Origin of the sequence: Afipia sp. DC4300-2b1 (genome assembly GCF_049895725.1) — a bacterium.
In the GTDB taxonomy this organism is placed as follows: domain Bacteria; phylum Pseudomonadota; class Alphaproteobacteria; order Rhizobiales; family Xanthobacteraceae; genus Afipia; species Afipia broomeae.
In genome coordinates this window covers 453,967-479,488 of sequence record NZ_JAFCSX010000004.1, presented here as the reverse complement: position 1 = coordinate 479,488, position 25,522 = coordinate 453,967, and the positions used below count along the sequence as shown (strand labels likewise).

At 60.5% G+C, this 25,522-nt stretch carries 17 protein-coding genes; 7 read left to right on the top strand and 10 right to left on the bottom strand.

What is annotated here, in order from left to right; genetic code table 11:
- From ACP7AL_RS18685 to ACP7AL_RS18660, 6 genes are all read right to left on the bottom strand, one after another.
- Positions 1-3,120: an efflux RND transporter permease subunit gene (locus tag ACP7AL_RS18685; protein WP_425993440.1), complete on the bottom strand. Its 3,120-nt coding sequence runs from the start codon at positions 3,118-3,120 to the stop codon at positions 1-3.
- A gap of 54 nt (positions 3,121-3,174) precedes the next feature.
- A complete protein-coding gene (locus ACP7AL_RS18680; protein WP_425993439.1) occupies positions 3,175-4,437 on the bottom strand; it encodes an efflux RND transporter periplasmic adaptor subunit in 1,263 nt (420 codons plus the stop codon).
- Positions 4,438-4,548: 111 nt separating this feature from the next.
- Positions 4,549-5,946 carry a CoA transferase gene (locus ACP7AL_RS18675; protein WP_425993438.1) on the bottom strand — a complete coding sequence of 466 codons (1,398 nt, stop codon included), beginning with the start codon at positions 5,944-5,946 and terminating at the stop codon, positions 4,549-4,551.
- A 67-nt stretch (positions 5,947-6,013) separates the two neighbouring features.
- The gene (locus tag ACP7AL_RS18670) at positions 6,014-9,391 is read right to left on the bottom strand and encodes an error-prone DNA polymerase (RefSeq protein WP_425993437.1); all 3,378 of its coding nucleotides are present in this window, start codon (positions 9,389-9,391) and stop codon (positions 6,014-6,016) included.
- Entirely contained in the window at positions 9,388-10,983 is a 1,596-nt protein-coding gene (locus tag ACP7AL_RS18665; RefSeq protein WP_425993436.1) for a Y-family DNA polymerase, read from the bottom strand. Before ACP7AL_RS18665 ends, ACP7AL_RS18670 begins: the two co-directional genes overlap by 4 nt.
- Complete coding sequence (locus ACP7AL_RS18660; protein ID WP_425993435.1) at positions 10,874-11,659, bottom strand: ImuA family protein; 786 nt, start codon at positions 11,657-11,659, stop codon at positions 10,874-10,876. The genes ACP7AL_RS18665 and ACP7AL_RS18660 overlap by 110 nt, the downstream gene beginning before the upstream one ends.
- Positions 11,660-11,811: 152 nt before the next feature.
- On the opposite strand from ACP7AL_RS18660, the gene ACP7AL_RS18655 reads away from it, so the two are divergent.
- Together ACP7AL_RS18655 and ACP7AL_RS18650 are read left to right on the top strand one after the other, a co-directional pair.
- Positions 11,812-13,044, top strand: coding sequence for a putative DNA modification/repair radical SAM protein (locus ACP7AL_RS18655; RefSeq protein WP_425993434.1), 1,233 nt, complete (start codon positions 11,812-11,814; stop codon positions 13,042-13,044).
- Position 13,045: 1 nt separating this feature from the next.
- Positions 13,046-14,497 (top strand): UdgX family uracil-DNA binding protein, encoded by a 1,452-nt coding sequence (locus ACP7AL_RS18650; protein WP_425993433.1) that lies wholly within the window; start codon positions 13,046-13,048, stop codon positions 14,495-14,497.
- 37 nt (positions 14,498-14,534) lie between these two features.
- On the opposite strand, the gene ACP7AL_RS18645 is transcribed toward ACP7AL_RS18650, so the two are convergent.
- Both ACP7AL_RS18645 and ACP7AL_RS18640 read right to left on the bottom strand, forming a co-directional pair.
- Positions 14,535-15,050, bottom strand: a complete 516-nt coding sequence (locus ACP7AL_RS18645; RefSeq protein WP_425993599.1) for a ferritin-like domain-containing protein — start codon at positions 15,048-15,050, stop codon at positions 14,535-14,537.
- A 174-nt stretch (positions 15,051-15,224) separates the two neighbouring features.
- Positions 15,225-16,400, bottom strand: a complete 1,176-nt coding sequence (locus tag ACP7AL_RS18640) for a M20 aminoacylase family protein (protein ID WP_425993432.1) — start codon at positions 16,398-16,400, stop codon at positions 15,225-15,227.
- Positions 16,401-16,568: 168 nt separating this feature from the next.
- On the opposite strand from ACP7AL_RS18640, the gene ACP7AL_RS18635 reads away from it, so the two are divergent.
- Positions 16,569-18,188 (top strand): GMC family oxidoreductase, encoded by a 1,620-nt coding sequence (locus tag ACP7AL_RS18635; protein ID WP_425993431.1) that lies wholly within the window; start codon positions 16,569-16,571, stop codon positions 18,186-18,188.
- Here ACP7AL_RS18635 and ACP7AL_RS18630 read toward each other — a convergent pair whose 3' ends face one another.
- Positions 18,189-19,745 (bottom strand): acyl-CoA carboxylase subunit beta, encoded by a 1,557-nt coding sequence (locus ACP7AL_RS18630; RefSeq protein WP_425993430.1) that lies wholly within the window; start codon positions 19,743-19,745, stop codon positions 18,189-18,191.
- A 159-nt stretch (positions 19,746-19,904) separates the two neighbouring features.
- Here ACP7AL_RS18630 and ACP7AL_RS18625 point away from each other — a divergent pair, with 159 nt between their 5' ends.
- The 4 genes from ACP7AL_RS18625 to ACP7AL_RS18610 all read left to right on the top strand — a co-directional run bounded on the left by ACP7AL_RS18625 (position 19,905) and on the right by ACP7AL_RS18610 (position 24,022).
- Entirely contained in the window at positions 19,905-20,126 is a 222-nt protein-coding gene (locus ACP7AL_RS18625; RefSeq protein ID WP_425993429.1) for an acetyl-CoA carboxylase biotin carboxyl carrier protein subunit, read from the top strand.
- A gap of 146 nt (positions 20,127-20,272) precedes the next feature.
- Positions 20,273-21,430 carry a TAXI family TRAP transporter solute-binding subunit gene (locus ACP7AL_RS18620; RefSeq protein WP_425993428.1) on the top strand — a complete coding sequence of 386 codons (1,158 nt, stop codon included), beginning with the start codon at positions 20,273-20,275 and terminating at the stop codon, positions 21,428-21,430.
- A gap of 50 nt (positions 21,431-21,480) precedes the next feature.
- Complete coding sequence (locus tag ACP7AL_RS18615) at positions 21,481-23,589, top strand: TRAP transporter permease (protein WP_425993427.1); 2,109 nt, start codon at positions 21,481-21,483, stop codon at positions 23,587-23,589.
- Positions 23,590-23,779: 190 nt separating this feature from the next.
- Positions 23,780-24,022 (top strand): hypothetical protein, encoded by a 243-nt coding sequence (locus tag ACP7AL_RS18610; RefSeq protein ID WP_006019769.1) that lies wholly within the window; start codon positions 23,780-23,782, stop codon positions 24,020-24,022.
- A gap of 72 nt (positions 24,023-24,094) precedes the next feature.
- Here the strand turns inward: ACP7AL_RS18610 and ACP7AL_RS18605 are convergent, their stop codons facing one another.
- Entirely contained in the window at positions 24,095-25,486 is a 1,392-nt protein-coding gene (locus ACP7AL_RS18605) for an aspartate aminotransferase family protein (RefSeq protein ID WP_024920582.1), read from the bottom strand.
- Positions 25,487-25,522 lie beyond the last annotated feature (36 nt).

The window sequence follows — 25,522 nt, the reverse complement described above, 5'->3', positions numbered from 1 at the left end:
TTAGCGCACCCGGCGCGAGAACATCAAAATCAGGACCGGCAGCGTGATCAGGATGACCAGCGGCGCCACCGCCATGCCGGTCACGACCACCACCGCGAGCGGCTTTTGCACCTGAGACCCGATTCCCTCCGACATGGCTGCCGGCAGAAGACCAATGCCTGCGACGACGCAGGTCATCAGCACCGGACGCAACTGAAGCTCGCCGGTCCTTATCACCGCCCTGACGCGATTGTATCCCTCGTCGATAAGCTGGTTGTATTGCGACAGAATGATGATGCCATCCATCACCGCAATGCCCATCAGCGCGATGAATCCGATCGCCGCTGAAACGCTGAACGGAATGCCGCTGAACAGCAATCCAAGCACGCCGCCGAAGATCGCCATCGGAATCACACTCATCGCCAAGAGAGTGTCCGGCATCGATCCGAAGTTGAACCACAGCAGAATGGCGATCAGCGCAAGGCTGATCGGCACCACGATAGACAACCGCCGGATCGCATCCTGAAGATTTCCGAACTCTCCGACCCATTCCATATGCGAGCCGGCAGGAAGCTGGACCTGCTCCGCCACCTTGTCCTGCGCCTCCTGAATGGCGCTGCCAAGGTCGCGCTCGCGCACCGAGAACTTGATCGGCAGATAGCGCTCCTGCTGCTCTCGATAGATATAGGCCGCGCCGGATACGAGTTTGATTGAAGCTACTTCCGACAGGGGAACCTGCTGGATCCCGTTCGGTCCCTGCGCGCCGATGCGCAGATTGTGAATCGCTTCGGCGCTCTTGCGGTATTCAGGCGCAAGGCGGACCACGATCGGAAAATGACGATCGCTGCCGGGCTCGTACAGATCGCCCGCGCTGTCGCCGCCAATCGCGACACGGATAGTCGCGTTGATGTCACCGGGAGAGAGGCCATAACGTGCGGCCCGTGCGCGATCGATGTCGATCTGGATCGTGGGCTGCCCCAGCGATGTAAAAACCGACAAATCGGTGATGCCCTTCACCGTCGAGAGCACCGACTTGATCTTGTTGGCGGTCTTGGTCAATTCCTCAAGATCGCTGCCGTACAGCTTGATCGAGTTCTCACCCTTCACGCCGGACACTGCTTCGGCGACGTTGTCCTGCAGATACTGCGAGAAATTGAACTCGACGCCGGGAAATCTCTTCTGGAGTTGCGCCAGAAGCTCGCTGGTCAAATCATCCTTGTCGCGTGAACCCGGCCATTCGCTGACCGGCTTCAGTGGCGCGAAAAATTCCGCATTGAACAGACCCGCCGCATCGGTGCCGTCGTCGGGCCGTCCGTGTTGCGATACGACCGATTCCACCTCCGGCCGCGAGCGGATGAGCTTTCGCATTTCGTTGACGTAGGAGTTGCCCTCCTCGAGTGAAATGGTCGGTGGAAGTGTCGCACGGATCCAGAGGTTGCCCTCTTCCAGCTTTGGCAGGAATTCGAGCCCGAGCATCCGCACCGCAACGAATGTGAGGATGACGAGCATTCCCGCAGCCGCCATGACGATCCGCCGGCTGCTGATCGCCCAATGCAGCAGCGGCATATAAACGCGATGCAGCCATTGCATGATGCGGGTTTCAGTTTCCTGGATATGCGCAGGAAGAATGATCGCGCTCAGCGCCGGGGTGATCGTGAAGGTCGCGAGCAATCCGCCTGCCAGTGCATAGGCGTAGGTTTTCGCCATCGGCCCGAAAATATGACCTTCGACACCGCTCAGCGTGAACAGCGGCAGGAACGCGGCGATAATGATCGCAGCCGCAAAGAAGATCGACCGGGAGACGTCGGCCGCAGCGCTGAGAATGGCATGGGCTTTCATGCCCATAATGGTCTCCGGCGAGATTGCCCGCTCTTCGGATACGGACAGTACGGTGGTCTGCGATAGTCTGCGGAAAATCGCCTCGACCATAATGACCGTGCCGTCCACGATCAGACCGAAGTCGATGGCGCCCACCGACAGAAGGTTGGCTGACTCACCGCGCAGCACCATGATGATGACGGCAAAAAACAGCGCGAAAGGAATCGTGGCGCCCACGATCACCGCGCTGCGCAGATTGCCCAGGAACAGCCACTGCAGCAGGACGATCAGAAGGATGCCGACTACCATGTTGTGGAGCACGGTGTGGGTCGTGGTGTCGATCAGATCCTTGCGATCGTAGATGCGTTCAATCCGCACGCCGGGCGGCAAAATATTCGAGTTGTTGATCGATTTGACCAGCTTTTCCACGCGCGCGATGGTCGGCGAGCTCTGCTCGCCCCGGCGCATCAGCACGATGCCCTGAACGATATCATCGTCAGCATTCATGCCGGCGACGCCGAGACGTGGTTTCTCGCCCACCGTCACGGTCGCGATGTCACGCACCAGTACGGGATTGCCGCCGCTTTGCGAAATCATGGTGGTGGCCAGATCGTCGATGGAGCGGATCAGGCCGACGCCGCGAACAACCGCGGACTGCGTGCCGATGTTGACGGTGTTGCCGCCGACATTGATGTTGGCGTTGCCGACGGCCTGCAGCACCTGCGGCAACGTCAGGCCAAAGGCTGTCAGCTTGTTGAAATCGACCTGAAGCTCATAGGTCTTGGTCTTGCCGCCCCAGCTCGTGACATCGATCACGCCGGGCACGCTGCGGAAGCGGCGTTGCAGCACCCAGTCCTGCAACGTCTTCAGATCCAGAACGCTGTAGTTCGGCGGTCCGACCAGCCGATAGCGGAAGATTTCGCCGATCGGGCTCAACGGAGAAATCTGCGGCTGCACATTGCCCGGCAAGGGGCTGAGCTGCGACAGGCGGTTGAGCACCTGCTGCAAGGCTTCGTCGTAGGTGTAGTCGAACGAAAACTGCAGTTTGACGTCCGACAGACCGTAAAGCGAGATTGTGCGAAGCGTCCGCAGGTTCTTCAGGCCAGCAACCTGCGTTTCGATCGGAATGGTAATGTAACGTTCGATTTCCTCAGCCGACAGGCCGGGACTTTGCGTTACGATGTCGACCATCGGGGGCGTGGGATCCGGATAGGCCTCGATGTTCAACTGCTGGAAAGCGATGACGCCGCCAACCATCGTCATGATGAACAGCACCACCATGAGGTAGCGGCGGTTGACAGCAAGAGCGACAAGGCGATCCATCGAGACCGGTCTTTCAGCGGGAGCGTATGACGTCGGGGAAAGACACGGAGCGGACTAGCTGCCTGACGCAGCGCGATCAATGAACAGGCTGCCTCGGGTCACGATATTCTCGTTGGGGGACAGGTTGCTCTTCACTTCGACCAGATCGCCGTTGGTCATGCCGATCTTGATCTGGCGCAGTTCGATGGACTTGTCGTCGCGCACAACCCAGACCCTTACCTGATCGCCTTCGTAGATGAGCGCCTGCCTGGGCACACCGACGGCCGGACGGTCGCCTGCGGAATAGATGGTTACGTTGGCGAACATCTCCGGCTTCAAGGCTTCGCCGGGATTGTCGATGGTGGCACGGACCATCAGACGGCGGGATGTCGGATCGATGGCCGCCGAAACATAATTGATGCGCGCGTTGAAGGTGCGTCCCGGAAACGCGAGAACGCCGAACATAATTTCCTGACCAACCTCGATGGCGGGCGCTTCGGTTTCGCGTACGAACGCTGTCAGCCAGACGGTAGACAGATCGCCGACAACGAACACCGGGTCGCTCGCACCGGCATTGACGTATTGTCCGGGGCCGACCTTGCGCTGCACGACCGTGCCGGTGATCGGCGAGAAGATCGTCGTTTCGCGATTGATGCGGCCCTTGTCCTGAAAGGCCGTGATGGCCTCGTCGGTCAGGCCGAGCATGCGCAGCCGACTGCGCGCGGCTTCCAGCGCCGTCTCGCTCGAGCGCATGTCGTTCTGCGCGGATATCAGCGCTGCCTGCGATTGCTGATAGTCCTTCAGCGGCGCGGCCTTGCCCTCATAAAGATCGCGGGCGCGCTTGTCCTGGATTTGCGCCAGTTCGAGTTGCGACTTCGCCTTGTTGAACGCGGTCGCCGCCGTGATGAAATCGTTCTGCGCCTGAACATTGTCGGCAGCCTCGATCACGAACAGCGACTGGCCCTGCGTGACCCTGTCGCCGGGCCGCGACAGCAGCTTGGTGACACGACCGGCATTGGGCGAGAATACCGGCGTCGAGCGGTCTTCATCGACCGCGATCTTGCCTTCTGTGACATGCTCGGCACGGAACGCGCGTTCCACCACCGGCTGAACGGTCAGGCTGGCCCATTCCGCCGCCGTCGGCGTATAGCGCAGCAGCCCCTTTCGAGACTGGCTGGAGACGTCGGAATGGTTTTTGGGCGAAGCCCCCACAAACGTCAGGCCAAACGCTGCCAGCCCGGCAATCACGGCCACACTAGCGCCCATAGCCAACCGCTGCCGGGGCATAGCCTGAACCCGGGCAATCAGAGCACTCAGGCTGGTTGTCTTTTCGGTCATTCGAAATCCGTGATCCTGCGGCGAGCCGACGCAGCCTGTCAGGCTAATAGTTCCTCTTTCCTATTTAGGACAATCAAAAACCGACGGCATGGACATTATTTTCGGTTAACGTCAGCCGAATGAAGGCCACATCGGCTCGTGGGACCCGAGGGGCATCGCCGGGCGGCGCCAGAATGCAGGAGTTGCCGACATCACCGCCGCGTGACGAACACCCCGCAGCGCACCAAAACCCGATGCACTTTGCTCCATAAACGGCAGAATTTGGTCCGCTGTGAGGTCTGCCGCCGCCAGGCCATCGTCCAGCCGGCCCAGGTTCCAGAGCCAGCGCCCCGTCTGCGCCAGCGAAACCTTCACATGCCAGCTTCCGCCCTCCCGCGCCTGCCGCAAACGCGCCATCATGGCACCGAACGCCATCAGATGCCCCGTGGCGTGGTCGAGGATCTGCATTGGCAACTCTTTCGGTCCGTGTATTCCGGCGGCTTTGCCCTCAGCGTGGTTGAACCCGGTTGAGGTCTGGACCAGGGAGTCGAAGCCGCGTCGGCCTGCCCACGGGCCAGCGTGGCCATAGGCGCACATGGACAAATAAACGATGCCCGGGCTGATCCGGGCCGCGTCTTCCGCCGAAAAGCCGAGCGCGGCGATCGATTGCGGCCGGTAGCCTTGAGAGAAAATATCGGCCGACGCCAGCAGGTCGCGCAGCACGTTCCTTCCCTGCTCCGTCTTGAGGTCGGCGAAACTCGTCAGCTTGCCGCGGCCGGTATCGATGACGAGCCACGGGATCGAAGGCAGGTTCGGCGAGGAAATCAGCATGACCTCCGCGCCATGCGCCGCCCACGTACGCCCTGCGACCGGACCGGCGATAACCCGCGACAGATCGAGCACACGCAATCCCGCCAGCGGGCGATCACCGGCAGGCCATTGACGCGGCGCAGCTTCGCCGATTTTCTCGATCTGTATTAGCGGCAATCGCTCAAGGGCCTGCGCCTGGGACGTTGCGAGCCACTCGTCATGCGACCGCATCATCGAAACGACGCATCCGCCTGCATAAGCGTCGTTCTCGAATGCTTCGGCTTTCCATTGCATCAAAGCGCGCTGTACATCGTCGCGCTCCGGTTTGCAGGCCAGCACCTTGCAGACATTGTCGCGGTGATGCGGAAAATTGGTGTGGAGACGCACGAAGCGTCCGTCGCCCGTTTTATAGACACCTGCAATGGCGTCCCACGCCCGCGGCGGCGGTTTGTCATCGACCCGCAGATGTCGCTCACTGCGGCACTCGACGACCGCGTGCATCATGTCGACCGAAATGCCTTGTGCCTCGCCGCCGCGGGCTTTCCATATTTCCGCTGCGGCAAGACCGGCGGCTGCAATCGTGACCTGCGAAGCGGCGCCAACGCGGAAGGACGACGGGAGGATTGGCTCGCGTCCCGTCAGCGTGACGGCATCGAGCGCAGAAGGTTCGCCGCCGCCGAGGGTCCAGAGATCAGCGAGAATATCGTGTACGGACTTCATGGCGCGGCTCCGGCATCAGCAGCCCCATTGAGCGGATGACGAAGGCCGAAGCAATTCACAAATCGTATCAGTGAAAATCCCGCGAGCGCGGAAGGATAAGCACATTGCGCGGATGGCGTATTTTGTAAACGGGGCTGTCCGAATGCGCCTTCTGTTCATCCTCCAGCGGCTCGACGATATCTGAACCGGGAGGGATCGGATGTTTCCGTCCAAGCGCATCGTTGGCGAGATTCATCAGGTCATGGGAGCGATCAAACAAACGCTCCGCCACCAGATGGACCACCCTGTCCGGGCTGCTCTGAATGGTCCCCTGCACCTCGATCAGCCGCGCGCCCATTACTTCCTTGCGAAATTTCTCCATCACTTTCGGCCACACCACGATATTGGCAATGCCGGTCTCATCCTCCAGCGTCATGAAAACGACACCCTTGGCGCTGCCGGGCCGCTGCCGGACCAGCACCACGCCGGCACAGCGCACCCGCTGTCTGTCATGGGCATGGGCGACAGCTTCGCAAGCCACCACTCCCTCTTCCGCAAACTTCAGCCGCAGGAATTCCATCGGATGTCCCTTCAATGACAGCCTGATGGTCTGATAGTCGGCAACCACATGCTCCGGCAGCGGCATTTCGGGTAACGGCTGAGCGGCTTCATCGGGTTGTTCGCGCGCCGCCGCGGCGGAAAACAACGGCAATGGCACATCGTCCGGCAACCGCCGCACCGCCCACAGCGCCTCACGGCGATCGAGCCCGAGCGAACGGAACGCATCTGCATCCGCCAGCAGGATCAGGGCGCGCTTCGGCAACCGCGTTTCACGGGCGAAGTCCTCCAGAGAGGTGAATGGTTTTCGTAATCGCGCGGCGGCGATGCGCTGATCCCAGTAATCCTCGCGGCGCTTTGCTTTGCTTTTCGTAGCCGCAGATTTGGCCTTGTCCAGTTTCTCCTCGTCCAAATCGTAGACATCAAAACCGTCGATCTGCCGGAAGCCCAGCCGCACGGCGCAATACTTTCCGGTCCGCTCTTCCAGGGTATTCTGCCCAAAACTGTGAGATACATCGATCTCGCGCACCGTGACGCCGTTCTTGCGCGCGTCACCGATGATCTGCGCGGGTGCATAAAATCCCATCGGCTGCGAATTCAAGAGACCGCAGCAAAATGCATCGGGATGGTAATGCTTTAGCCACGACGACACATAGACAAGCTGCGCGAAGCTCGATGCGTGGCTTTCGGGGAAGCCGTAGCTGCCGAATCCCTTGATCTGGTCGAAGCAGCTTTGCGCGAACCCAGGTTCGTAGCCGCGATCGATCATGCGGCCGACCATACGCTTTTCGAACTTCGGCATGGTGCCGACATTGCGGAAGGTCGCCATCGCGCGTCGCAACCCGTTGGCTTCCTCCGATGTAAACTCAGCAGCCGCCATGGCGATGCGCATTGCCTGTTCCTGAAATAGCGGCACGCCGAGGGTCTTGTGCAGAATGTCCTTCAATTCGTTTTTGTTGCCTCCCTTGGGATAAGGATAATCAATTTCCTCCTTTTTCATCTTTCGTCGCTTGAGATAAGGATGAACCATATTGCCCTGGATCGGACCGGGCCGGACGATGGCGACCTCGATGACGAGATCGTAGAACGTGCGCGGCCTCAGGCGCGGCAGCATGTTCATCTGTGCACGGCTTTCCACCTGAAACACGCCGAGCGACTCGCCTCTACACAACATATCGAAGACCGGACCGCTGTCGTCATTCTCCGCCTTGATGTCAGAAAGCTGATAATGCAGCCCCTTGTGCTGCTCGATCAGATCGAAGCATTTGCGGATGCAGGTCAGCATGCCGAGCGCCAGCACATCGACCTTCATCATACGTAGCGTGTCGATGTCGTCCTTGTCCCACTCGATGAAGGTGCGGTCGTCCATCGCGGCATTACCGATGGGCACGTAAGTATCGAGACGGTCCTGCGTCAGCACATAGCCGCCGACATGCTGCGACAGATGACGCGGGAACTTGATCAGCTCCGTGGCCAGTTCAACGGCGCGGCGGATCATCCCGTTCTGCGGATCGAAGCCCGCCTGCCTGATCTGCATGTCACTGACGCCGACGCCCCAATTCCCCCACACCGTATCGGCCAGCGCGGCCGTCACGTCTTCCGTCAGCCCGAGCGCCTTGCCGACATCCCGGATGGCGCTGCGCGGACGATAATGAATGACGGTGGCGACGATCGCCGCGCGGTGGCGTCCATAGCGCCGGTAGACATATTGCATCACCTCCTCGCGCCGCGAATGCTCGAAGTCCACATCGATATCGGGAGGCTCGAGGCGTTCTTTGGAGATGAAGCGCTCGAACAGAACGTCGGTCTGTGCCGGATTGACGGCGGTGACTCCGAGGACATAGCAGACGGCAGAGTTAGCTGCAGAACCACGCCCCTGACAGAGAATGTCCTGGCTTGTCGCATAGCAGACAATGTCGTGTACCGTCAGGAAATAATGTGCATACTTCAGCTTGCGGATAAGCCGCAGTTCTTTCCAAAGAACCTTTTTGATCTTGGGAGAAATCCGCACCGGAAATTTCCGATGCGCGCCGCTCCATGTCAGGTCTTCCAGATGCCGTTGCGCCGTCTTGCCCGGAGGCACCGGTTCGTCGGGATATTGATATTTGAGTTCGTCGAGCGTGAACGTGATGCGATCGGCGAAGCGCATCGTTTCCGCAACCGCCTCGGGCAGATCGCGAAACAGCCGCGCCATTTCGAAGCCGGGTTTCAGATGCCGCTCGGCATTGGCTTCGAGCCGCCTGCCGGCACGCATGATCGTCGTCTTTTCCCGGATACAGGTCAGCACATCCTGCAAGAGCCGGCGCGCCGGGTGATGGTAAAGCACCTCGTTGGTCGCCAGCAGCGGCACGCGAACCGAAACGGCAAGACGCTGAAGCCTGCCAAGACGCCGCCTGTCATCACCGCGATACAACAGGCTCGCAGCGAGCCATATATCTTTTGCACCGTCGGCGCGGCTGCGCTTCAATCGATCGAGAACCTTCAAGGCCGTTGCAGCCTCAAAACGGTGCGGCAGCACAAGAACGAGCAATTGCCCTTCGGCAAAATCGAGCAGATCGTCGAGCGTGAGATGACACTCACCCTTCTCCGCCTTGAGTTTGCCGCGCGTCAGCAACTGGCACAGCCGGCCATAGGCGGCGCGGTCGCGCGGATAGATCAGGATATCCGGCGTTCCATCGATAAATACGAGGCGGGCTCCAATCAGCAATCTGGGTTTGAATTTGACATCTGGGTTCCCGAGTTCCTTGTAAGCGCGCACGACACCGGCCAGTGTGTTGCGGTCGGCGATGCCGATAGCCGGAATGCGAAATTCGCCGGCCTGATGAACATATTCCTGCGGCTGCGATCCGCCGCGCAGGAACGAGAAGTTCGTCGTGATCCCGATTTCCGCATAGTCGGTGATTTTCATGCGAACAGCCCATGCACGAACCATTTCGGCTGAACCGGTTCGCCCTCGTCGGTGACAAGTTCGCTGCCGTAAAGACCATCGCGATAAATCCAGAAGCGCATCCCTTCCGCATCCTCGACGCGGAAATAATCACGCGTCAGCGTTTCTGGCTTCTGTCTCCACCATTCCATGGCGATGCGCTCCGGCCCCTCGACACGCACCACCGCATGGGTCGCACGCCGCCACGTAAACCGGGGCGGAGGTCCGTCAGGGACCGCGGCAGCAGTGACCTTGATTTCTTCCGGCCGCTCGAACAGCCGCAGCGGGCGCAGCGGCGGTTCGGCTTCGGCGCGCGCAGGCCACTCGGCGCTAGAAGCCGCGGCGAGATGTTGTTGCGCCGGAACAGCCAGCGCAGCGCGTTCCGGAATATGCGTATCCTGCGGCAGATGAACAACAACGCGCCTGCCGCCAAGACGCGCGGCGAGACGGTCGGCCAGCGCCGCCACTTCATCATTGTCCCGGGTGCGGGTATCGAAATCGCGCTGCTCTTGCACCACAATCTCGACGCGGCTGGCCGACAGGCGGATCAGATCGAACCCGAAGCCGGGATCGAGCGGATCGGCCAGCGCATCGAGCCGCTCGCGGAACAGACGATCGACGACATTGACCCTGGTGACCGGCTGTCCAGTCTCCACCGTGATAGTGCGTACCGCGCCGTCGGTGCGGAAAAAGCTGGCTTCCAACTGCCGCGCGCCCTTGCCTTGCTTGTCCATCGCCGCGACCAGCATCTGCGCCAGACCGGAAAGAATGGCTGCGATCACAGTGTCGGTGGCGACCGGTTCGGCGAAACGCTTTTCCACCATGAAATCCGGCAGCGGCTTGCGAGGCGAGATCGGCGCGTCGGCCTGCCCCAATGCCTGTTGCAACAAACTCACGAACGCAGCGCCGAAGCGTGCTGCAAGTTCGTGCGGTGCCCGCGCCGCCACATCGCCGACCGTTTTCAGACCAGCGCGGCGCAGGCCTCGTGTGATCGCATCATCAGCACCAAGCGCGTCCACCGGCAGACGGGCGACGGCACGCGCTTCCTCTCCATCGGGAACGATGCAGCTTCGCGCCGCGCGCGCCACGGTGCGCGCACAGACCGGCGTGCTGGCAATCGCCGCGTTGACGACAAAACCTTGCCGCGCCAGCGATCCGCAGACGTTGCGCAGCATCGCTGCCTCGCCGCCGAACAGATGCGCACAGCCGCTGATATCGAGCAGCAATCCATCAGGCGCATCGAGCGCCACCAGCGGCGTGAAGCGGTTGCACCAGTCGGCGATATCTTCCAGCAACTTTGCATCCGCCGCTTCGTCCGCGTCGAACACCTCCACATCGGGACAAACCGCGCGTGCGTTGGCAAGCGGCAGCCCGATCTCAAGGCCGATATCGGCAGCGGCGTCGTTCAGCGCGGAAATTTGCAGCTCATTGTTCAGTTTTCCGACGACCACACACGGACGCGCATCATCCGGCGCGGCGTCTTGTCCCGACAACTGACGCTTCAAGCGATCTGTCGGCAGGCGCGGCAGCCACAGGCTGAGAATGCGCCGTGCCTTCACGGAAGAGGCCCTCATCACATTTCCACTCCATGATCCATTGTCCGGTCTGGCCGTGACGGTTGCGAATGAGGCGTGCGTCAAGCATCGGCGCGCCCCACGCCTCGGTTTCGGAAAGTGAAGGCGCGGGACGCACCACCCACCGCGTCTCCGCCGTGCTGGCGGACGGCGTGGCGGCCGTACGCAACATCAGGCACGTGACATTCGACGCGCGCGCGGCCAGCGTCAGCCTGCGGCTTGCGACCAGATCGAGTGCCCGCACTTCGCCCCAGACATCCAGCACCACGGCACCCAGCGCATCGCAGGCGATCGCGTCGGCTGCGGCACGCAGCGCCGTCTCGGCATCCGTTGCCCGGACCGTCACCAGGAGACGCGGATCAAGCCCGAGTTCATTGAGGCCGCTCATCGAGAGCGCACCGGATTCAAGTTCCGCAAAATCCTGCCGCACCCACACCAGCGGCCGCTGCCCCGCGAGGCGATGTGCCAGCCCCGCAATAAAGCCCGTCGCTGCCGCACCATGACGGCCGCCCTCGGCGAACACCTCATGCAGCGCGCCGCGCACCAGTCCGCCCTGCAACACAGCGTCGGCATCCGCGTGTCCGAGCGCCACGCGCGCAAGCCCACCGGCTTCACCCTCAAGGCGGCCGATGGTCCCTCGCAAGGACGCAAGCGTGGTCATGCGCGCGCCGGTCATGGGCCGCTCCTGGAAATTCTGGTCCGTTATCTGTGGTCGATTGAACGAATGACGGACTTATTTGTTCATGATATGTTCGCTAAGAGCGAACGGAGAGTCAACCGGACTTTGGGACGGCCTCTTTCTTTAACGAAAACAATGAGATTCGATCCATGGACGTTCAGCGCAAACTCGAAATCCTGGCGGATGCTGCCAAATACGATGCTTCCTGCGCTTCCAGCGGGACGGAAACGCGCGACAGCCGCAACGGCAAGGGCATGGGCTCGACCGATGCTGGTATGGGCATCTGCCATTCCTATGCGCCGGATGGCCGCTGCATTTCGCTGCTGAAAATCCTGCTGACCAACGCCTGCAACTACGATTGCCTCTATTGCATCAACCGCGCGTCCTCGAATGTTCAGCGCGCGCGCTTCACCGTGGAGGAAGCCGTCAAGCTGACACTCGATTTCTACCGGCGCAATTATATCGAAGGACTGTTTCTCTCCTCAGGCATCATTCGCAGTCCGAACTACACCATGGAGCAGGTGGTCCGCGTCGCGCGCAGCCTGCGCGAAGATCATCATTTCCGCGGCTACATCCACCTGAAGACAATCCCTGAAGCCGATGACGCCCTGATCGCCGAGGCCGGGAAATATGCCGACCGCCTCAGCATCAACATCGAAGTGCCGACGGAGAGCAGTCTCTCGAAACTCGCGCCGGAAAAAGACGTCCGCGCCATCCGGCGAACCATGGGCCGGCTCCGGCTCAGGCTCGATGAAGCGCAAGAAACAAAGAAGGACAAACGAGCGCCGCGCTTCGCACCCGCTGGTCAAAGCACACAGATGATCGTGGGCGCTGATACCTCGAACGATCAAACCATTCTGGAAGCCAGCGCCAATCTCTACGGCTCCTATAAACTCAAGCGCGTCTATTATTCGGCATTCAGTCCAATTCCCGATGCCAGCCGCAGCCTTCCCTTGCAGGCGCCGCCGCTGATACGCGAGCATCGGCTGTATCAGGCCGACTGGCTGCTGCGGGTTTACGGGTTCGATCTCGGCGAGATCACCGATCCGCTCGAAGGCGGTATGCTGCCTCTCGACATCGATCCGAAACTGGCGTGGGCTTTACGCCATCGCGAACGCTTTCCGCTCGATGTCAATCGCGCCAGCCGCGAGGATTTGCTGCGCGTTCCCGGCTTCGGCGTGAAAACCGTTGATCGCATTATTTCCGCGCGCCGCGTCACCAACCTGTGCAGCGCCGATCTCGCACGCCTGCGCGTTCCTCGGAACAAGGTGCTGCCCTTTATCGTTCTTCCTGACCACAAGCCACCAGCGCAACTCCTCGACAGCAACCGTCTGCTGCAGTTGTTCCGTCCGCCGGCAACGCAAATGGGATTCGGATTTTAAATTGCACGTCATCAGCCTCGACAACGAAACGGACTTCAACGGGTGGCGTAATGCTGCGCGGGCCCTCGCATCGAACGGCATCGCGCCGAACGATGTGACATGGACCGTGGCAGGGGGAGACGCGGGCCTGTTCACGCCTTCCGCTATTCCCGCCTTCGATACGGAACAGTCATTCAACGTGCCCGCTGCTTTCCTGCAACTCGCAAAAACCGCGATCCTCAATCGCAATCCGGAACGCTTTGCATTACTGTATCGCCTGCTTTGGCGATTGCGGACACACCCGCGCCTGATGGATGCGGCAACCGATGCCGATGTTGCCCGGGTGCAGTCCCTCGCAAAAGAGGTTCGCCGCGACGAGCACAAGATGCATGCCTTCGTCCGGTTTCGCGAATTCGGCCGTGGCAACGATTTTCGCTTCGTCGCATGGTTCGAGCCCGACCATCATATCGTGGAACTGGCTGCACCATTCTTCGAGCGCCGTTTCGCCGATATGGCGTGGTCGATTCTCACGCCGGATCGCTGCGCGCACTGGGACGGGTGCAAGACGATCTTCACACCTGGCGCGGTGAAATCAGACGCGCCCTCCAGTGATCCGCTCGAAGACATCTGGCGCACCTACTACGCAAACATCTTCAATCCCGCACGGCTCAAGATCAAAGCCATGAAAGCGGAAATGCCCAAGAAATACTGGCGGAACCTTCCCGAGGCCGCGCTGATTGATCCGCTAATTGCAAAAGCCGGACTCATGACGCAGGCCATGATCGACAGCGAGGCTTCAGTGCCGCGCGCATCGCAGCAACGGAGGGATAAACCGATGAAATCACCATCGGTCCATACAAAGCCCGGCAGCCTCGCTACAATCAGCGCCGAGGCCGCCGATTGCCGCTCCTGTCATCTTTGGAAGGATGCGACCCAAACTGTGTTTGGCGAAGGCCCAAACCACGCGCCGATCATGCTGGTCGGCGAACAACCCGGCGACAAAGAAGACCTCGCCGGCAAGCCGTTCGTCGGCCCCGCCGGGCAGGTGCTCAACCGCGCACTGGAGGAAGCCGGACTCGACAGGGACAAGGTGTATGTCACTAACGCGGTGAAACATTTCAAATTCGTGCCGCGCGGAAAAATCCGCCTGCATCAGAAACCGAATACACCCGAAATCAAAGCCTGCCGGCCATGGTACGAGCGCGAACTCGCATCGATCAAACCTGCCCTGGTGGTCGCGATGGGCGCAACGGCGGCGCAAACCGTATTCGGCAAGATCACGCCGATCGGCAAGAACCGCGGCCACCTGATCGATCTCGATGAAGCCGGACCCGAGACCAAGGCGCTGGTCACAGTTCACCCGTCCTATCTGCTGCGGCTGCCGGACGAAGACGCCAAAGCGCGCGAGTATGCCAACTTCGTGAAAGACCTGAAACTTGCAGCCTCGTTCCTGCACAAGCTGAAGGCGGCGTAAGCCCCTCTCCCCGCAAGCGGAGAGAGGGGCAAATAGATCACGCAGCAAGCGCTTCGGAATTCACAGCACCTTCAGCAAGTGCCGTGAGATCTTTGTCAGTCTTGCGTTCCTGCTGGAGCGTTTCATCGAGCAATTTTACAGCTTCGTTCATGCCAAGCTGGATGGCCCAGGCCTTGAGCGTGCCGTAACGCGACATTTCATAATGTTCCACTGCCTGTGCGGCAGCCAGCAATCCGGCATCAAGCGCTTCGGTGCCTTTGTATTCGTCCATGATCTCCTTGCCCTCGTCGAGGATTCCCATGATCGCATCACAGGTTTTGGCCTTCGCGGGCTTGTCGATCAGCTTGAAAACCTGCTCGAGGCGATCGACCTGACCTTCGGTTTCGCCATGATGTTTCTTGAATGCGGCGCTCAGGTCTGCCGACTGAGCTGCCTTGGCCATCTTCGGCAATGCCTTTAAAATCTGCTTCTCCGCGAAGTAGATGTCCTTGAGCGTGTCATGAAAGAGATCGTTGAGATCCTTATCGTTCGGCACAGCTCGCTTTGCGGCCATCCGCTTCGGTGCGGATTTCTTCGCTGATTTCCTGACCGACTTTTTGGCTGACTTCTTCGCCGATTTCCTCGCTGCCATTGTCCCACTCCGCATGTTTGACGGGATCGTTCCCGCCTCTCAACGCGATGTGATGATCATGGTTCCGAACAGGATGCACCCGGTAGCGACTCGTCGTCAGCCTGCGAGCTGGCTTTCGACCAGCTTGATCCAGTAGGACGAGCCATAGACGATGGCGTCGTCGTTAAAATTGTAGGCAGGATGATGCAGCCCCGCGCTGTCGCCATTTCCGATAAAGATGAACGCGCCCGGACGCGCTTCCAGCATATAGGCGAAGTCTTCCGCGCCCATCACCGGCGGTATCTCGGAACTGACGTTGCCCTCGCCTGCGACGTCGGCCGCAACACGGGCGGCAATACCCGTTTCGGCGGGATGATTGACCAGCACCGGGTAACTGCGCTCGTAATCCAGCGTGATCTTCGCGCCCGAGAGCTGCGCCACCCCGTTCACAACTTCCCCTACCCGCTGTTCGATCAAATCGCGCACCTCGGGAGTTAGCGTCCGCGCAGTGCCGAACAGTTCCGCGGTCTGCGGGATGACGTTGCGGGCGTTCCCGGCGTGGAACTCGCAGATCGAAATCACTGCGGCATCCAGCGGATCGACGCTGCGGGAGACGATCGACTGCAGGGCCGTAATGAGCTGGGCGCCGACCAGCACCGAGTCGATGCTCTTGTGCGGTCGCGCGGCATGTCCGCCCAGACCTTCGATGTGAATGTTGATGTGATCGGTCGCGGCCATCGCAGGTCCAACGCGCGTGGCAAACGTGCCGATCGGCATGCCCGGCGAGTTATGCATGCCGTAGACCTGCTCGATCTTGAAACGGTCCATCAGACCGTCCTTGATCATCGCCTCGGCGCCCGCACCGCCCTCCTCCGCCGGCTGGAAGATCATCACGGCATCGCCGGCGAAATTCCGCGTCTCGGCGAGATAGCGCGCCGCGCCGAGCAGCATCGCGGTATGACCATCGTGCCCGCAGGCGTGCATCTTGCCCGGCACGGTCGAGCGATAGGCGACGCCGGTTTCTTCCTCGATCGGCAGCGCGTCCATGTCGGCCCGCAGCCCGATCGCTTTCAGATCACCGCCATTGACCGGCTTTCGCCCCTTGATGACGCCGACCACGCCGGTGCGTCCAAGGCCGGTCGCGACCTCATCGCAACCGAATTCGCGCAAACGGTCGGCAACGAAGGCCGCAGTGCGGTGCACATCGTACATCAGCTCTGGATGGGCATGGAGATTGCGACGCCAGCCCATAATTTCGGGTTGCAGATCGGCGACGCGGTTGAGGATGGGCACGGCGGTAACCTCACAGGATCAAGACGGCAAAGGCTAGCATGGGCCCGCAGTAGACCCAATATCCGCGCAAACGGGACTTGCGCGGAACCATACTGTACAGCGAACCCCGGCCGGGGCCATAAGAAGAAAAGTCTTCAACAATTTGACCAGAGAAACGCAGGATCGGGAATGGCGAAACGTCTGGAGGGGGATTTCGACTATATCGTCGTCGGCGCCGGCACCGCCGGATGCATCGTCGCCAACCGCCTCTCGGCTGATCCCCGCAAGCGCGTTCTAGTCCTGGAAGCCGGCGGCAGAGACAACTGGATCTGGTTTCACATCCCGGTCGGCTACCTGTTCGCCATCGGCAATCCCCGCTCCGACTGGATGTTCAAGACCGAGCCGGAAGCCGGTCTCAATGGCCGTGCACTGGCCTATCCGCGCGGCAAGGTGATCGGCGGATCGTCTGCGATCAACGCCATGATTTCCATGCGCGGACAAGCCGCCGATTACGATCACTGGCGACAGCTCGGCTTGACCGGCTGGGGCTGGGACGATGTGTTCCCGGCTTTCAAGAAACTCGAAGATCATTTCCTCGGCGAGAGCGAACATCACGGCGTCGGCGGTGGTTGGCGGATCGAAGCCCCGCGGCTGTCCTGGAAAGTGCTGGATGCCGTCGCGGACGCTGCCCATGAAATGGGAATCCGCAAGACGGCCGATTTCAATACCGGTGACAATGAGGGCATCGGATACTTCCACGTCAATCAGAAGCGCGGACGGCGCTGGTCATCGGCACGCGGGTTTCTGAAGCCTGCACTGTCGCGGCCAAACCTGCGCCTGGAGACCAACGTGCTGGTCGACAGGGTGATCGTCGAGAACGGCCGCGCGGTCGGCGTGCGCTTCCGCCAGGGCGGCGAGACCATCGAGGCACGAACGCGGGGCGAAGTGATCCTGTGCTCCGGGTCTGTGGGATCGACGCAGGTGTTGCATCGTTCCGGCATCGGTCCGAAAGAATGGCTGTCGCCGCTCGGCATCGACACCGTGCTCGACCGGCCGGGCGTGGGCCGCAACCTGCAAGACCATCTGCAACAGCGCGCGATCTACAAGGTCGAAGGGGTGCGCACGCTGAACGAGACCTATTACAATCTGTTCCGGCGCGGCTGGATGGGTGTCGATTACCTGTTGCGGCGGCGCGGGCCATTGACCATGGCGCCGTCGCAACTCGGTATCTTCACGCGATCCGATGCGCGGCAGGAGCGCGCCAACATCCAGTTTCACGTCCAGCCGCTGTCGCTGGATAAATTCGGCGAGCCGTTGCACCGCTTTCCGGCCATCACCATCGCCGCCTGCAACCTGCGGCCGACATCACGCGGAACGATCCGCATCAAGTCCGATGCACCGGACGAGGCTCCGGCGATCGCCCCGAATTATCTGTCGACGCCGGAAGACCGCCAGGTTGCTGCTGACGCCATTCGCGTCACGCGCAGGCTGATGAAACAGCACGCGCTCGCGGCCTATCATCCGCAGGAATATCTCCCGGGCCCATCCGTCGGCAATGACGATGCATCCTTGGCGAAGGCAGCGGGCGACATCGGCACCACGATCTTCCATCCGGTCGGCACCGCAAAGATGGGCACCAGCAGCGATCCTCTCGCCGTGGTCGATGAGCGCCTGCGCCTTTACGGCCTCAAGGGGCTGCGCGTTGTCGATGCATCGGTGATGCCGACCATCACGTCCGGCAACACCAACACGCCAACTGCGATGATCGCGGAAAAAGGTGCGGCGATGATCATCGCCGACGCCAAATAATCACGGCCTGATCGCCATCTTCGCGACGCCTGGCGTGCGCAGCGGCTCTGCGAGCCTTGCGAAATCGCAAAGCAGCGATCGCGTCTTGCGCGGATCGATGATCTCCTCGACCCAGAATTTTTCCGCTGTACGAAACGGCGACCGCAGCTTGTTCAAGCGGTCCTCGATTTCAGCCAGCTTCGCCTTGGGATCTTCGGCGGCGTCGATATCGGCACGGTAAGCGGCCTCAATGCCGCCCTCGAGCGGCAGCGATCCCCAATAGGCCGACGGCCATGCATAACGCATGGAGAAACGGCCAGCAGGCTGATGCACAACACCAGCAACGCCAAAGGAGTTACGGATGATAATCGTGCACCACGGCACGGTGCTCTGATTGACGGCAGCCATCGCGCGAACGCCATGCCTGATCGTTGCAGCCTTTTCCGCTTCGAGTCCGATCGCGAAACCCGGGCAATCCATCAGATAGACCACCGGCAGATGGAAGGTTTCAGCGAGATCAACAGCGCGCACTACTTTTTGGCACGTGTCCGCCGCCCACGATCCCCCATAGATAAAGGGGTCGCCGGCCAGCACCAGAACCGCTCGCCCCTGCAGGCGCGCAAATCCTGTGATGATCGACCGGCCGAAGTTCTGGCCCATCTCAAAAAACGAACCACGGTCCACCACCGACTCGATGATCGGCCGCATCTTGTAGACCTGCTTCCGGTTGCGCGGCACGGCGCTCAGCAGCATCTCGTCAGCGCGCTCTGGATCATCATTGCAAGGAATGGTCGGCGGCAGGTCGAACACCGACGACGGCAAATACGATAGAAACTTCCGTGCACATTCGAAGGCTTCTTCTTCGGTCTCAACTGCGTGGTCGACACCACCGGCCTTGGTCTGGATCTGCCAGCCGCCCAGTTCCTGCTTCTCGAGCGATTGGCCGAGCCGCGCGACCACAGGTGGCCCCGCCACAAACATCGCAGACGATTTTGTGATGACGGAATAATGACTGGCGGCGAGCCGCGCAGCACCAAGTCCCGCTACCGATCCAAGACCTAGACCGACAACAGGGACACGCGCCATGTTCGCGGTCGTGTACCAGTACCATTCCGTCCCGCCGATGCCGCCGGGCAGGTTGGCCGCTCCCTTGGTCTCGATGGTTTTCACCGAGCCGCCGCCGCCTGAGCCTTCGATGACCCGGATGATCGGCAGGCGGAAGTCATGCGCCATCTGCTCGGCCATCATCGGCTTCGCCCAGATCGACGCGTCAGCCGAACCGCCGCGCACCGTGAAATCGTCACCGACGATGACAACGGGCCGGTCCCCGACCTTGCCGCGGCCGAATACGCAATTGGCGGGCGTGGCGGAAATGAGTTCGCCGCTTTCCGCATATTCTCCGATGCCTGAAATCGCGCCGATCTCGTGGAAGGTCTTTGGATCGAGCAGCTTGTCGATGCGCTCGCGAACCGTAAACCGGCCCTGATCGTGCTGCCGCTTCACCTTGTCGGCACCGCCCATTTCTTTCGCAAAGGCTTCGCGCCGCGCAAGTTCGTCAAGTTCAGGCTTCCAGTTCATCGTCGCTCCTTGCAGTCCGCGTTGCGAACGCGTCATTCTGTTCTGCGGAATAAAGTTTCCTCTTGCGGAACACGCTACCCCGGGCAATCTTCCGTCACAATAAAGAAGCCGCGCTTGCAGAGCCCGCATGCTCTGCTCAAAGCGGATGGGGGAAAGTCAATGCCACAGATCAAGATCGTCACCGAGGTTGCCGGACGTGTCTGCGCGGTTGTCGCCAGCACCGGCGGCAGTATCGGAAGCGGCGACGACGTCGTGCTGGTCGAAGCGATGAAGATGGAAATTCCCGTCCCCTCGCCTGCCGCAGGAAAAGTCGTTTCAATCCTCGTTAGCGTCGATGACGTCGTGGCAGAGGGACAAACGATCGCTCTTCTCGAAACGTGAACTGCGCGAAGCGTTGCGTTCCGCGACAAACTGTCCAGTACACCTTAGTAGGCTTGCAGCCGTTGCGCTGGTCCTTGCACGATGACATGATCCGGCAAAATCAAAAACGCGTTTCGCACAGCGAAAGCAGTTGGGGAGGGTTTTTCATGACGCGGCATATCATTTCAGTTGCGGCAATCGTTCTTGCAGGCACGACGATTTCGCCTGTGCTGGCGCAAGAGGTCAAGCTACCGACCTCGATGGCGTTTACCGCCTATGACACCGGCACTTCCGGTTTCAACATCGCAGTCGGTGTCGGCAAGATGATGAAGGACAAGTACGGCTCCGACGTTCGCGTGCTTCCGGCTGGCAACGACGTGGCGCGTCTCGCCCCGCTGCGCACCAACCGAGCGGTGCTGGCCTGGATGGGAACGGGAAGCTATTTCGCCCAGGAAGGCGTATTCGAGTTCGGCGTCAAGGAATGGGGCCCGCAGGCGTTGCAGATGACGCTCTCGACGGTCGACTGCAACGGACTGTCGGTCGGCGTCGCGAAAGACAGCGGCGTGAAGGAATGGAAGGATTTTCGCGGCAAGCGTTTGGGCTTTGTGGTGGGCTCACCCGCACTGAACCAGAACGCGCTGGCGATCATCGCCTACGCCGGACTCACCCAGAAAGACGTCAAGATTGTCGAATTCGCCAGCTACGGCGCGATGTGGAAGGGCGTCATCAACAATGATGCCGACGGCGCGTTCGGCTCGACAGTGACCGGCCCCGCCAAGGAACTGGAAAGCTCGCCGCGCGGAATCGTCTGGCCGGAGTTGCCTGCGGGCGACAAGGCCGCCTGGGATCGTGTGAAAAAAGTCGGCGCATTCTTCAATCCGCACGACGTCACCTGCGGTGCAGCCATCGAAGCTTCGAAACCCCTGAAGCTGGCGACCTATCCCTATCCGATTGCAACCGCCTATGCGACGCAGCCCGTTGACCAGATCTACGGCCTCACGAAGGCAATGATCGTCAACTACGACATGTACAAGGATGCTGCGCCCGGTTCATCCGGCCTTGATGTCAAGAAGCAGACCAAGCAGTGGGTCATCCCCTATCATCCCGGCGCCGTGAAGGCCCTGAAGGAAGCCGGGCAATGGACCGACGCGGATGAAAAATACAACAACGACCTGATCAAGCGGCAGGGCGTTCTGGCGGACGCGTGGAAAGCCTACAACACGGCAAGCGCACCGGGTGAGCCGGCCGCATTCCTCTCGGGGTGGATGGCTGCGCGGAAGGCCGCACTCGCCAAAGCCAACATGCCGAACGGCTTCGAGGACTAAAGGTTTTAAGGCCAGCGGACGTCGTCAACATTCTATTTTCGGTACTGCCAATGTCAGCTTCGTCCGACAACACCCAAAATACAGCAGTCGCTCCGGTTGCGGCTGCCACCATTAACTCAGCGCAAAAGAAGGTCGTGTTCGATGATCCGCATGCGGGTGTCGGCGGCCTGCAGGAAGCCGAAGTCACCCGGGTGCGGACCCTTCGCGGTGGTTGGCGCTGGGCTCTCGTTGCAGCGACCGCGGCGACGATCCTGCTCTGTATCAATCAGCAATTCACGTTGCGCTTCTTCATCGGCTACACCCAGCTCAACACCGAGTATTTCTATCTGCTCATCGCGCTGATGCTGCCCTTCACGTTCCTGATTTTTCCGGGAAGCGAGAAGGCTCCGCTTGATCGGATTCCCTGGTACGATATCGTCCTGTTCGTTGCGACATTCGCTTCGGCAATCTGGCTGATGATGAACATTCGCAAGGCCGCGGCCCTCGGATGGGAATTCGCAGGCGCGCCGGCACCGGTCATAGCAGGTGGCCTGGTCATGTGGGCCGTGCTGATGGAAGCCCTGCGCCGCACCGGCGGCTGGAGCTTGTTGCTTTGTGTGCTTCCCTTCACCGTTTATCCGCTTTTTGCGGAATCAAGCTGGCTGGGTCCCTTCCGCGGTACCCAATCCACCCTTGATCAGGCCACGGCCTACCATGTCCTCTCCGGCGAAAGCCTGCTGGGCATTCCGATCCAAGCCTTCGCCGATACGGTGATCGGCTTTCTCGTGTTCGGCACGGCGCTGATGATGACCGGCGCCGGGAAGTTCTTCATCAACATCGCGTTCGCACTTTGCGGAACATTCCGCGGCGGCGCTGCCAAGGTCTGCATCTTCGCCAGCGGCCTTCTCGGCATGATGTCGGGCTCGATCATTTCCAACGTGCTGACCGCAGGCACGATGACGATTCCCGTCATGAAAAAGAGCGGCTTTCGCGCCTCGTACGCCGCAGCCATTGAAGCCTGTGCTTCGACCGGTGCAGTCCTCGCGCCGCCGGTGATGGGCGCGACCGCATTCGTCATCGCGCAATTCCTGAACGTCAGCTACGCCGACGTCGCGGTGGCGGCGATTATTCCAGCCGCGCTTTATTATCTCGGCCTTTTCATGCAGGTGGACTCCTACGCCGCGCGGCACAACCTTGCCGGCATTCCACGCTCAGAATTGCCGCGCGTCTGGGACACCGTCAAGGAAGGCTGGTACTACATTTTCGTTATCGCGCTGCTGGTCGTGATGCTGCTGTACTTCAAGCGCGAAAGTCACGCGCCTTTCTACGCGACCGTTCTCCTGCTCATCCTCAATCAATTATTCTCCAAGGACACCCGCTGGACTGTTGCGACGATCAGCAAGTTCCTGGAAGTGAACGGACGCACCTTCGTCGAACTGGTCGGCATCTTGGCAGGCTGCGGCCTGTTGATCGGCGCATTCTCGATGACCGGCGTGATATCGAGTCTCGCCAATGATCTGCTGACAATCGCCGGTGACAACGCTTTTCTGCTTCTGGTGATGTGTGCCTTTACCAGTCTGGTGCTGGGACTCGGCCTGACCACGACGGCCTGTTACATCTTCCTCGCCATTCTCGTAGCGCCGGCGCTCGAGAAGGTCGGCCTCAACAAGATGGCTGTGCACATGTTCATCTTCTATTGGGGCATGCTCTCATCCATCACGCCTCCCGTGGCGATCGCTTCCTTCGCGGCAGCGGGCATCGCCGGTTCGCCGGCGATGAAAACCGGCTGGGAGTCGATGTGGGTCGGCAGCATCATCTACTTCATCCCCTTCTTTTTTGTGCTCAACCCTGCCCTCGTGCTGCAAGGCGATGCGCCCTATCTCGCAGCGCTTGGTCTGATGACGCTGGCCGGAATGGGAACATTGTTCATCTGCGGAGGGATTCAGGGCTACCAGGCCTTTATCGGCGACTTGCGGCGAGCCGGATCACTTGAGTGGCCGATCCGGGTGCTGCTGGTCATCGGAGGATTTGTTCTTGCAACGCCAGGGGGCGGCATCATGCCCGTCTCGCAATGGCAGGTCATGGCGATCGCGCTTGCGATTCTCATTCCCACCTTGATCGTCACTTTTATTCTCGTGCAACGGAACCCGGTTGCCCGATCGCAGTTGTCGGCGCGCTAGACAAGCGAACCCGCGCCAAATTGTGGCGAGAGTTGGTATTCAAGCCTTGCGTAATGCTGTGACGCGGAAAAGCCGTGCATCAACGCCACACCCGGCGAAATACGATGCCTGTGCCATAGCGTGGAGACTTGTATCTGGCATTCCGATATGTTCGACCTATAGTCTGGTCAATCGAACGCTAGGGATAATGATGCTCAAAGCACTTCTTGCAACCACTCTGCTCGTCTCGGCGACCGTTGGCGCCTTCGCACAGGCCCCGGCTCCGCAGCGCGGCGGCACCCCGGAAGAACAGAAAGCCTGTGCTCCCGATGTTTCACGTCATTGCCGTCAGGTAATGAACGATGGCGATTTCGTGATTCTTGGTTGCCTGCAGGCCAACCGCGCCAAGATCAGCAAGAAGTGCGATGCTGTTCTCAAGAGCCACGGCCAGTGAGCCGCAGCGTTCTTCCTGATTAATTCCGGATAATAAAATCAGCCTGACCGCTCGTCAGGCTGATTTGCTCGGTCAGGCTGTTTTTCTTGCAGCGTTGTCGACCAACGTCTTCCCGAGCGACCAGATCGCGCCGGGAACACGGTGGCTGTTTTCGATCACCGTATCGAACGAGCTTGTGATCCAGTTACAATCTTCCTGCGTGATCGTGAGCGCTGGCAGCAGCTTGATTGTGTGGCTGGCGTGGCCGGAGACCTGGCTGAGGATCTTGTGATCCTTGAACAGCGGGATCGTAATCAACTGGCAGAACAGACCCTTGCTCGCCGCCTCCAACATCGCCCATGAGGCCTTGAGCTTGAGCGACTTCGGCGGACCGAATTCGACCCCGATCATCAATCCCTTGCCGCGCACGTTCTTCAAGAGTTCATAGCGCGGGATCATCGCTGACAGGGTCGCAAGCAGTTCGGCGCCCCGCGCCGCCGCGTTCTCGATCACCTTCTCCTGCTTGAGGGCCTCCAGCGTCGCAATGCCGGCAGCCATGGCGAGATCGTTCTTGGAGAACGTCGAGCCGTGGACCACCGCGCGATCCATCCGGTCGAAGATCTTGTCGAAGATCGCCTTGCGCGTCAGGACGGCTCCAACCGGGACGTGACCGCCGGACAGCGACTTCGACAGCAGCACCATATCGGGCTCGACGTTCCAGTGCTCGACCGCAAGAAACCGCCCTGTACGGCCCATTCCGGTCTGGATTTCATCGGCCACGAACAGTGTGCCATAGCGCTTGCACAGCGCCGCAGCGCCCGCGAGATATCCGTCGTCGGGCATATTGACGCCCTTGCCCTGGATCGGCTCGACGATGAAGGCCGCAATCTGGCGAGAGGCCAGCGCTTTCTCGAGCGCGGCGAGATCATTGAACGGGATCGAGAAGGTGTCCGGCAGCAACGGTCCGAAGCCGTCACGGAAATTCTTGTCGCCGGTCAGCGACAGCGAACCGTAGGACAGGCCGTGATACGCATGGTCGCAATAAACGATGCCGGTACGGCCGGTCGCACCGCGCGCGAACTTGATCGCAGCTTCGACACACTCCGTCCCTGAATTCGCAAAAAACACCTTGTCCAGATACGGCACATGCGCGATCAGGCGCTCGGCCAGAATGCCGGCCAGCGTGGACAGATCGAGCTGAACGAGGTTCGGAAGATCGCTGTCCAGGACGCTCTTGAGGGCGTCCTTGACGGTCGGATGATTGCGGCCAAGAGCAAAGACGCCGAACCCGCTCAACAGATCGAGGTAACGATCATCGTTGCGGTCGAACAGATACTGCCCCTGCCCGCGTTGAAAGCCGACGTCGTAGCCGATTGTTTTGAGCACCCGGACGAGTTGCTCATTGAGATATCGCGTGTGCAGAGCGTTGCGCTGAAACTGGCGATCCGCGAACATCTCTGAAATGTCTAGATTTGGCTGCATGATGTCATACATACTTCGTTTGTCAGGCTTCTAGTCAAC

Excerpts from the sequence above, each read along its gene's own strand:
- ACP7AL_RS18625 (WP_425993429.1), top strand. The coding sequence starts at position 19,905 with ATGCCACAGATCAAGATCGTCACCGAGGTTGCCGGACGTGTCTGCGCG.
- ACP7AL_RS18660 (WP_425993435.1), bottom strand. The coding sequence starts at position 11,659 with ATGACCGGCGCGCGCATGACCACGCTTGCGTCCTTGCGAGGGACCATC.
- ACP7AL_RS18665 (WP_425993436.1), bottom strand. The coding sequence starts at position 10,983 with ATGAGGGCCTCTTCCGTGAAGGCACGGCGCATTCTCAGCCTGTGGCTG.
- ACP7AL_RS18620 (WP_425993428.1), top strand. The coding sequence starts at position 20,273 with ATGACGCGGCATATCATTTCAGTTGCGGCAATCGTTCTTGCAGGCACG.
- ACP7AL_RS18680 (WP_425993439.1), bottom strand. The coding sequence starts at position 4,437 with ATGACCGAAAAGACAACCAGCCTGAGTGCTCTGATTGCCCGGGTTCAG.
- ACP7AL_RS18615 (WP_425993427.1), top strand. The coding sequence starts at position 21,481 with ATGTCAGCTTCGTCCGACAACACCCAAAATACAGCAGTCGCTCCGGTT.
- ACP7AL_RS18635 (WP_425993431.1), top strand. The coding sequence starts at position 16,569 with ATGGCGAAACGTCTGGAGGGGGATTTCGACTATATCGTCGTCGGCGCC.
- ACP7AL_RS18685 (WP_425993440.1), bottom strand. The coding sequence starts at position 3,120 with ATGGATCGCCTTGTCGCTCTTGCTGTCAACCGCCGCTACCTCATGGTG.
- ACP7AL_RS18645 (WP_425993599.1), bottom strand. The coding sequence starts at position 15,050 with ATGGCCGCAAAGCGAGCTGTGCCGAACGATAAGGATCTCAACGATCTC.
- ACP7AL_RS18610 (WP_006019769.1), top strand. The coding sequence starts at position 23,780 with ATGCTCAAAGCACTTCTTGCAACCACTCTGCTCGTCTCGGCGACCGTT.
- ACP7AL_RS18655 (WP_425993434.1), top strand. The coding sequence starts at position 11,812 with ATGGACGTTCAGCGCAAACTCGAAATCCTGGCGGATGCTGCCAAATAC.
- ACP7AL_RS18670 (WP_425993437.1), bottom strand. The coding sequence starts at position 9,391 with ATGAAAATCACCGACTATGCGGAAATCGGGATCACGACGAACTTCTCG.
- ACP7AL_RS18630 (WP_425993430.1), bottom strand. The coding sequence starts at position 19,745 with ATGAACTGGAAGCCTGAACTTGACGAACTTGCGCGGCGCGAAGCCTTT.
- ACP7AL_RS18675 (WP_425993438.1), bottom strand. The coding sequence starts at position 5,946 with ATGAAGTCCGTACACGATATTCTCGCTGATCTCTGGACCCTCGGCGGC.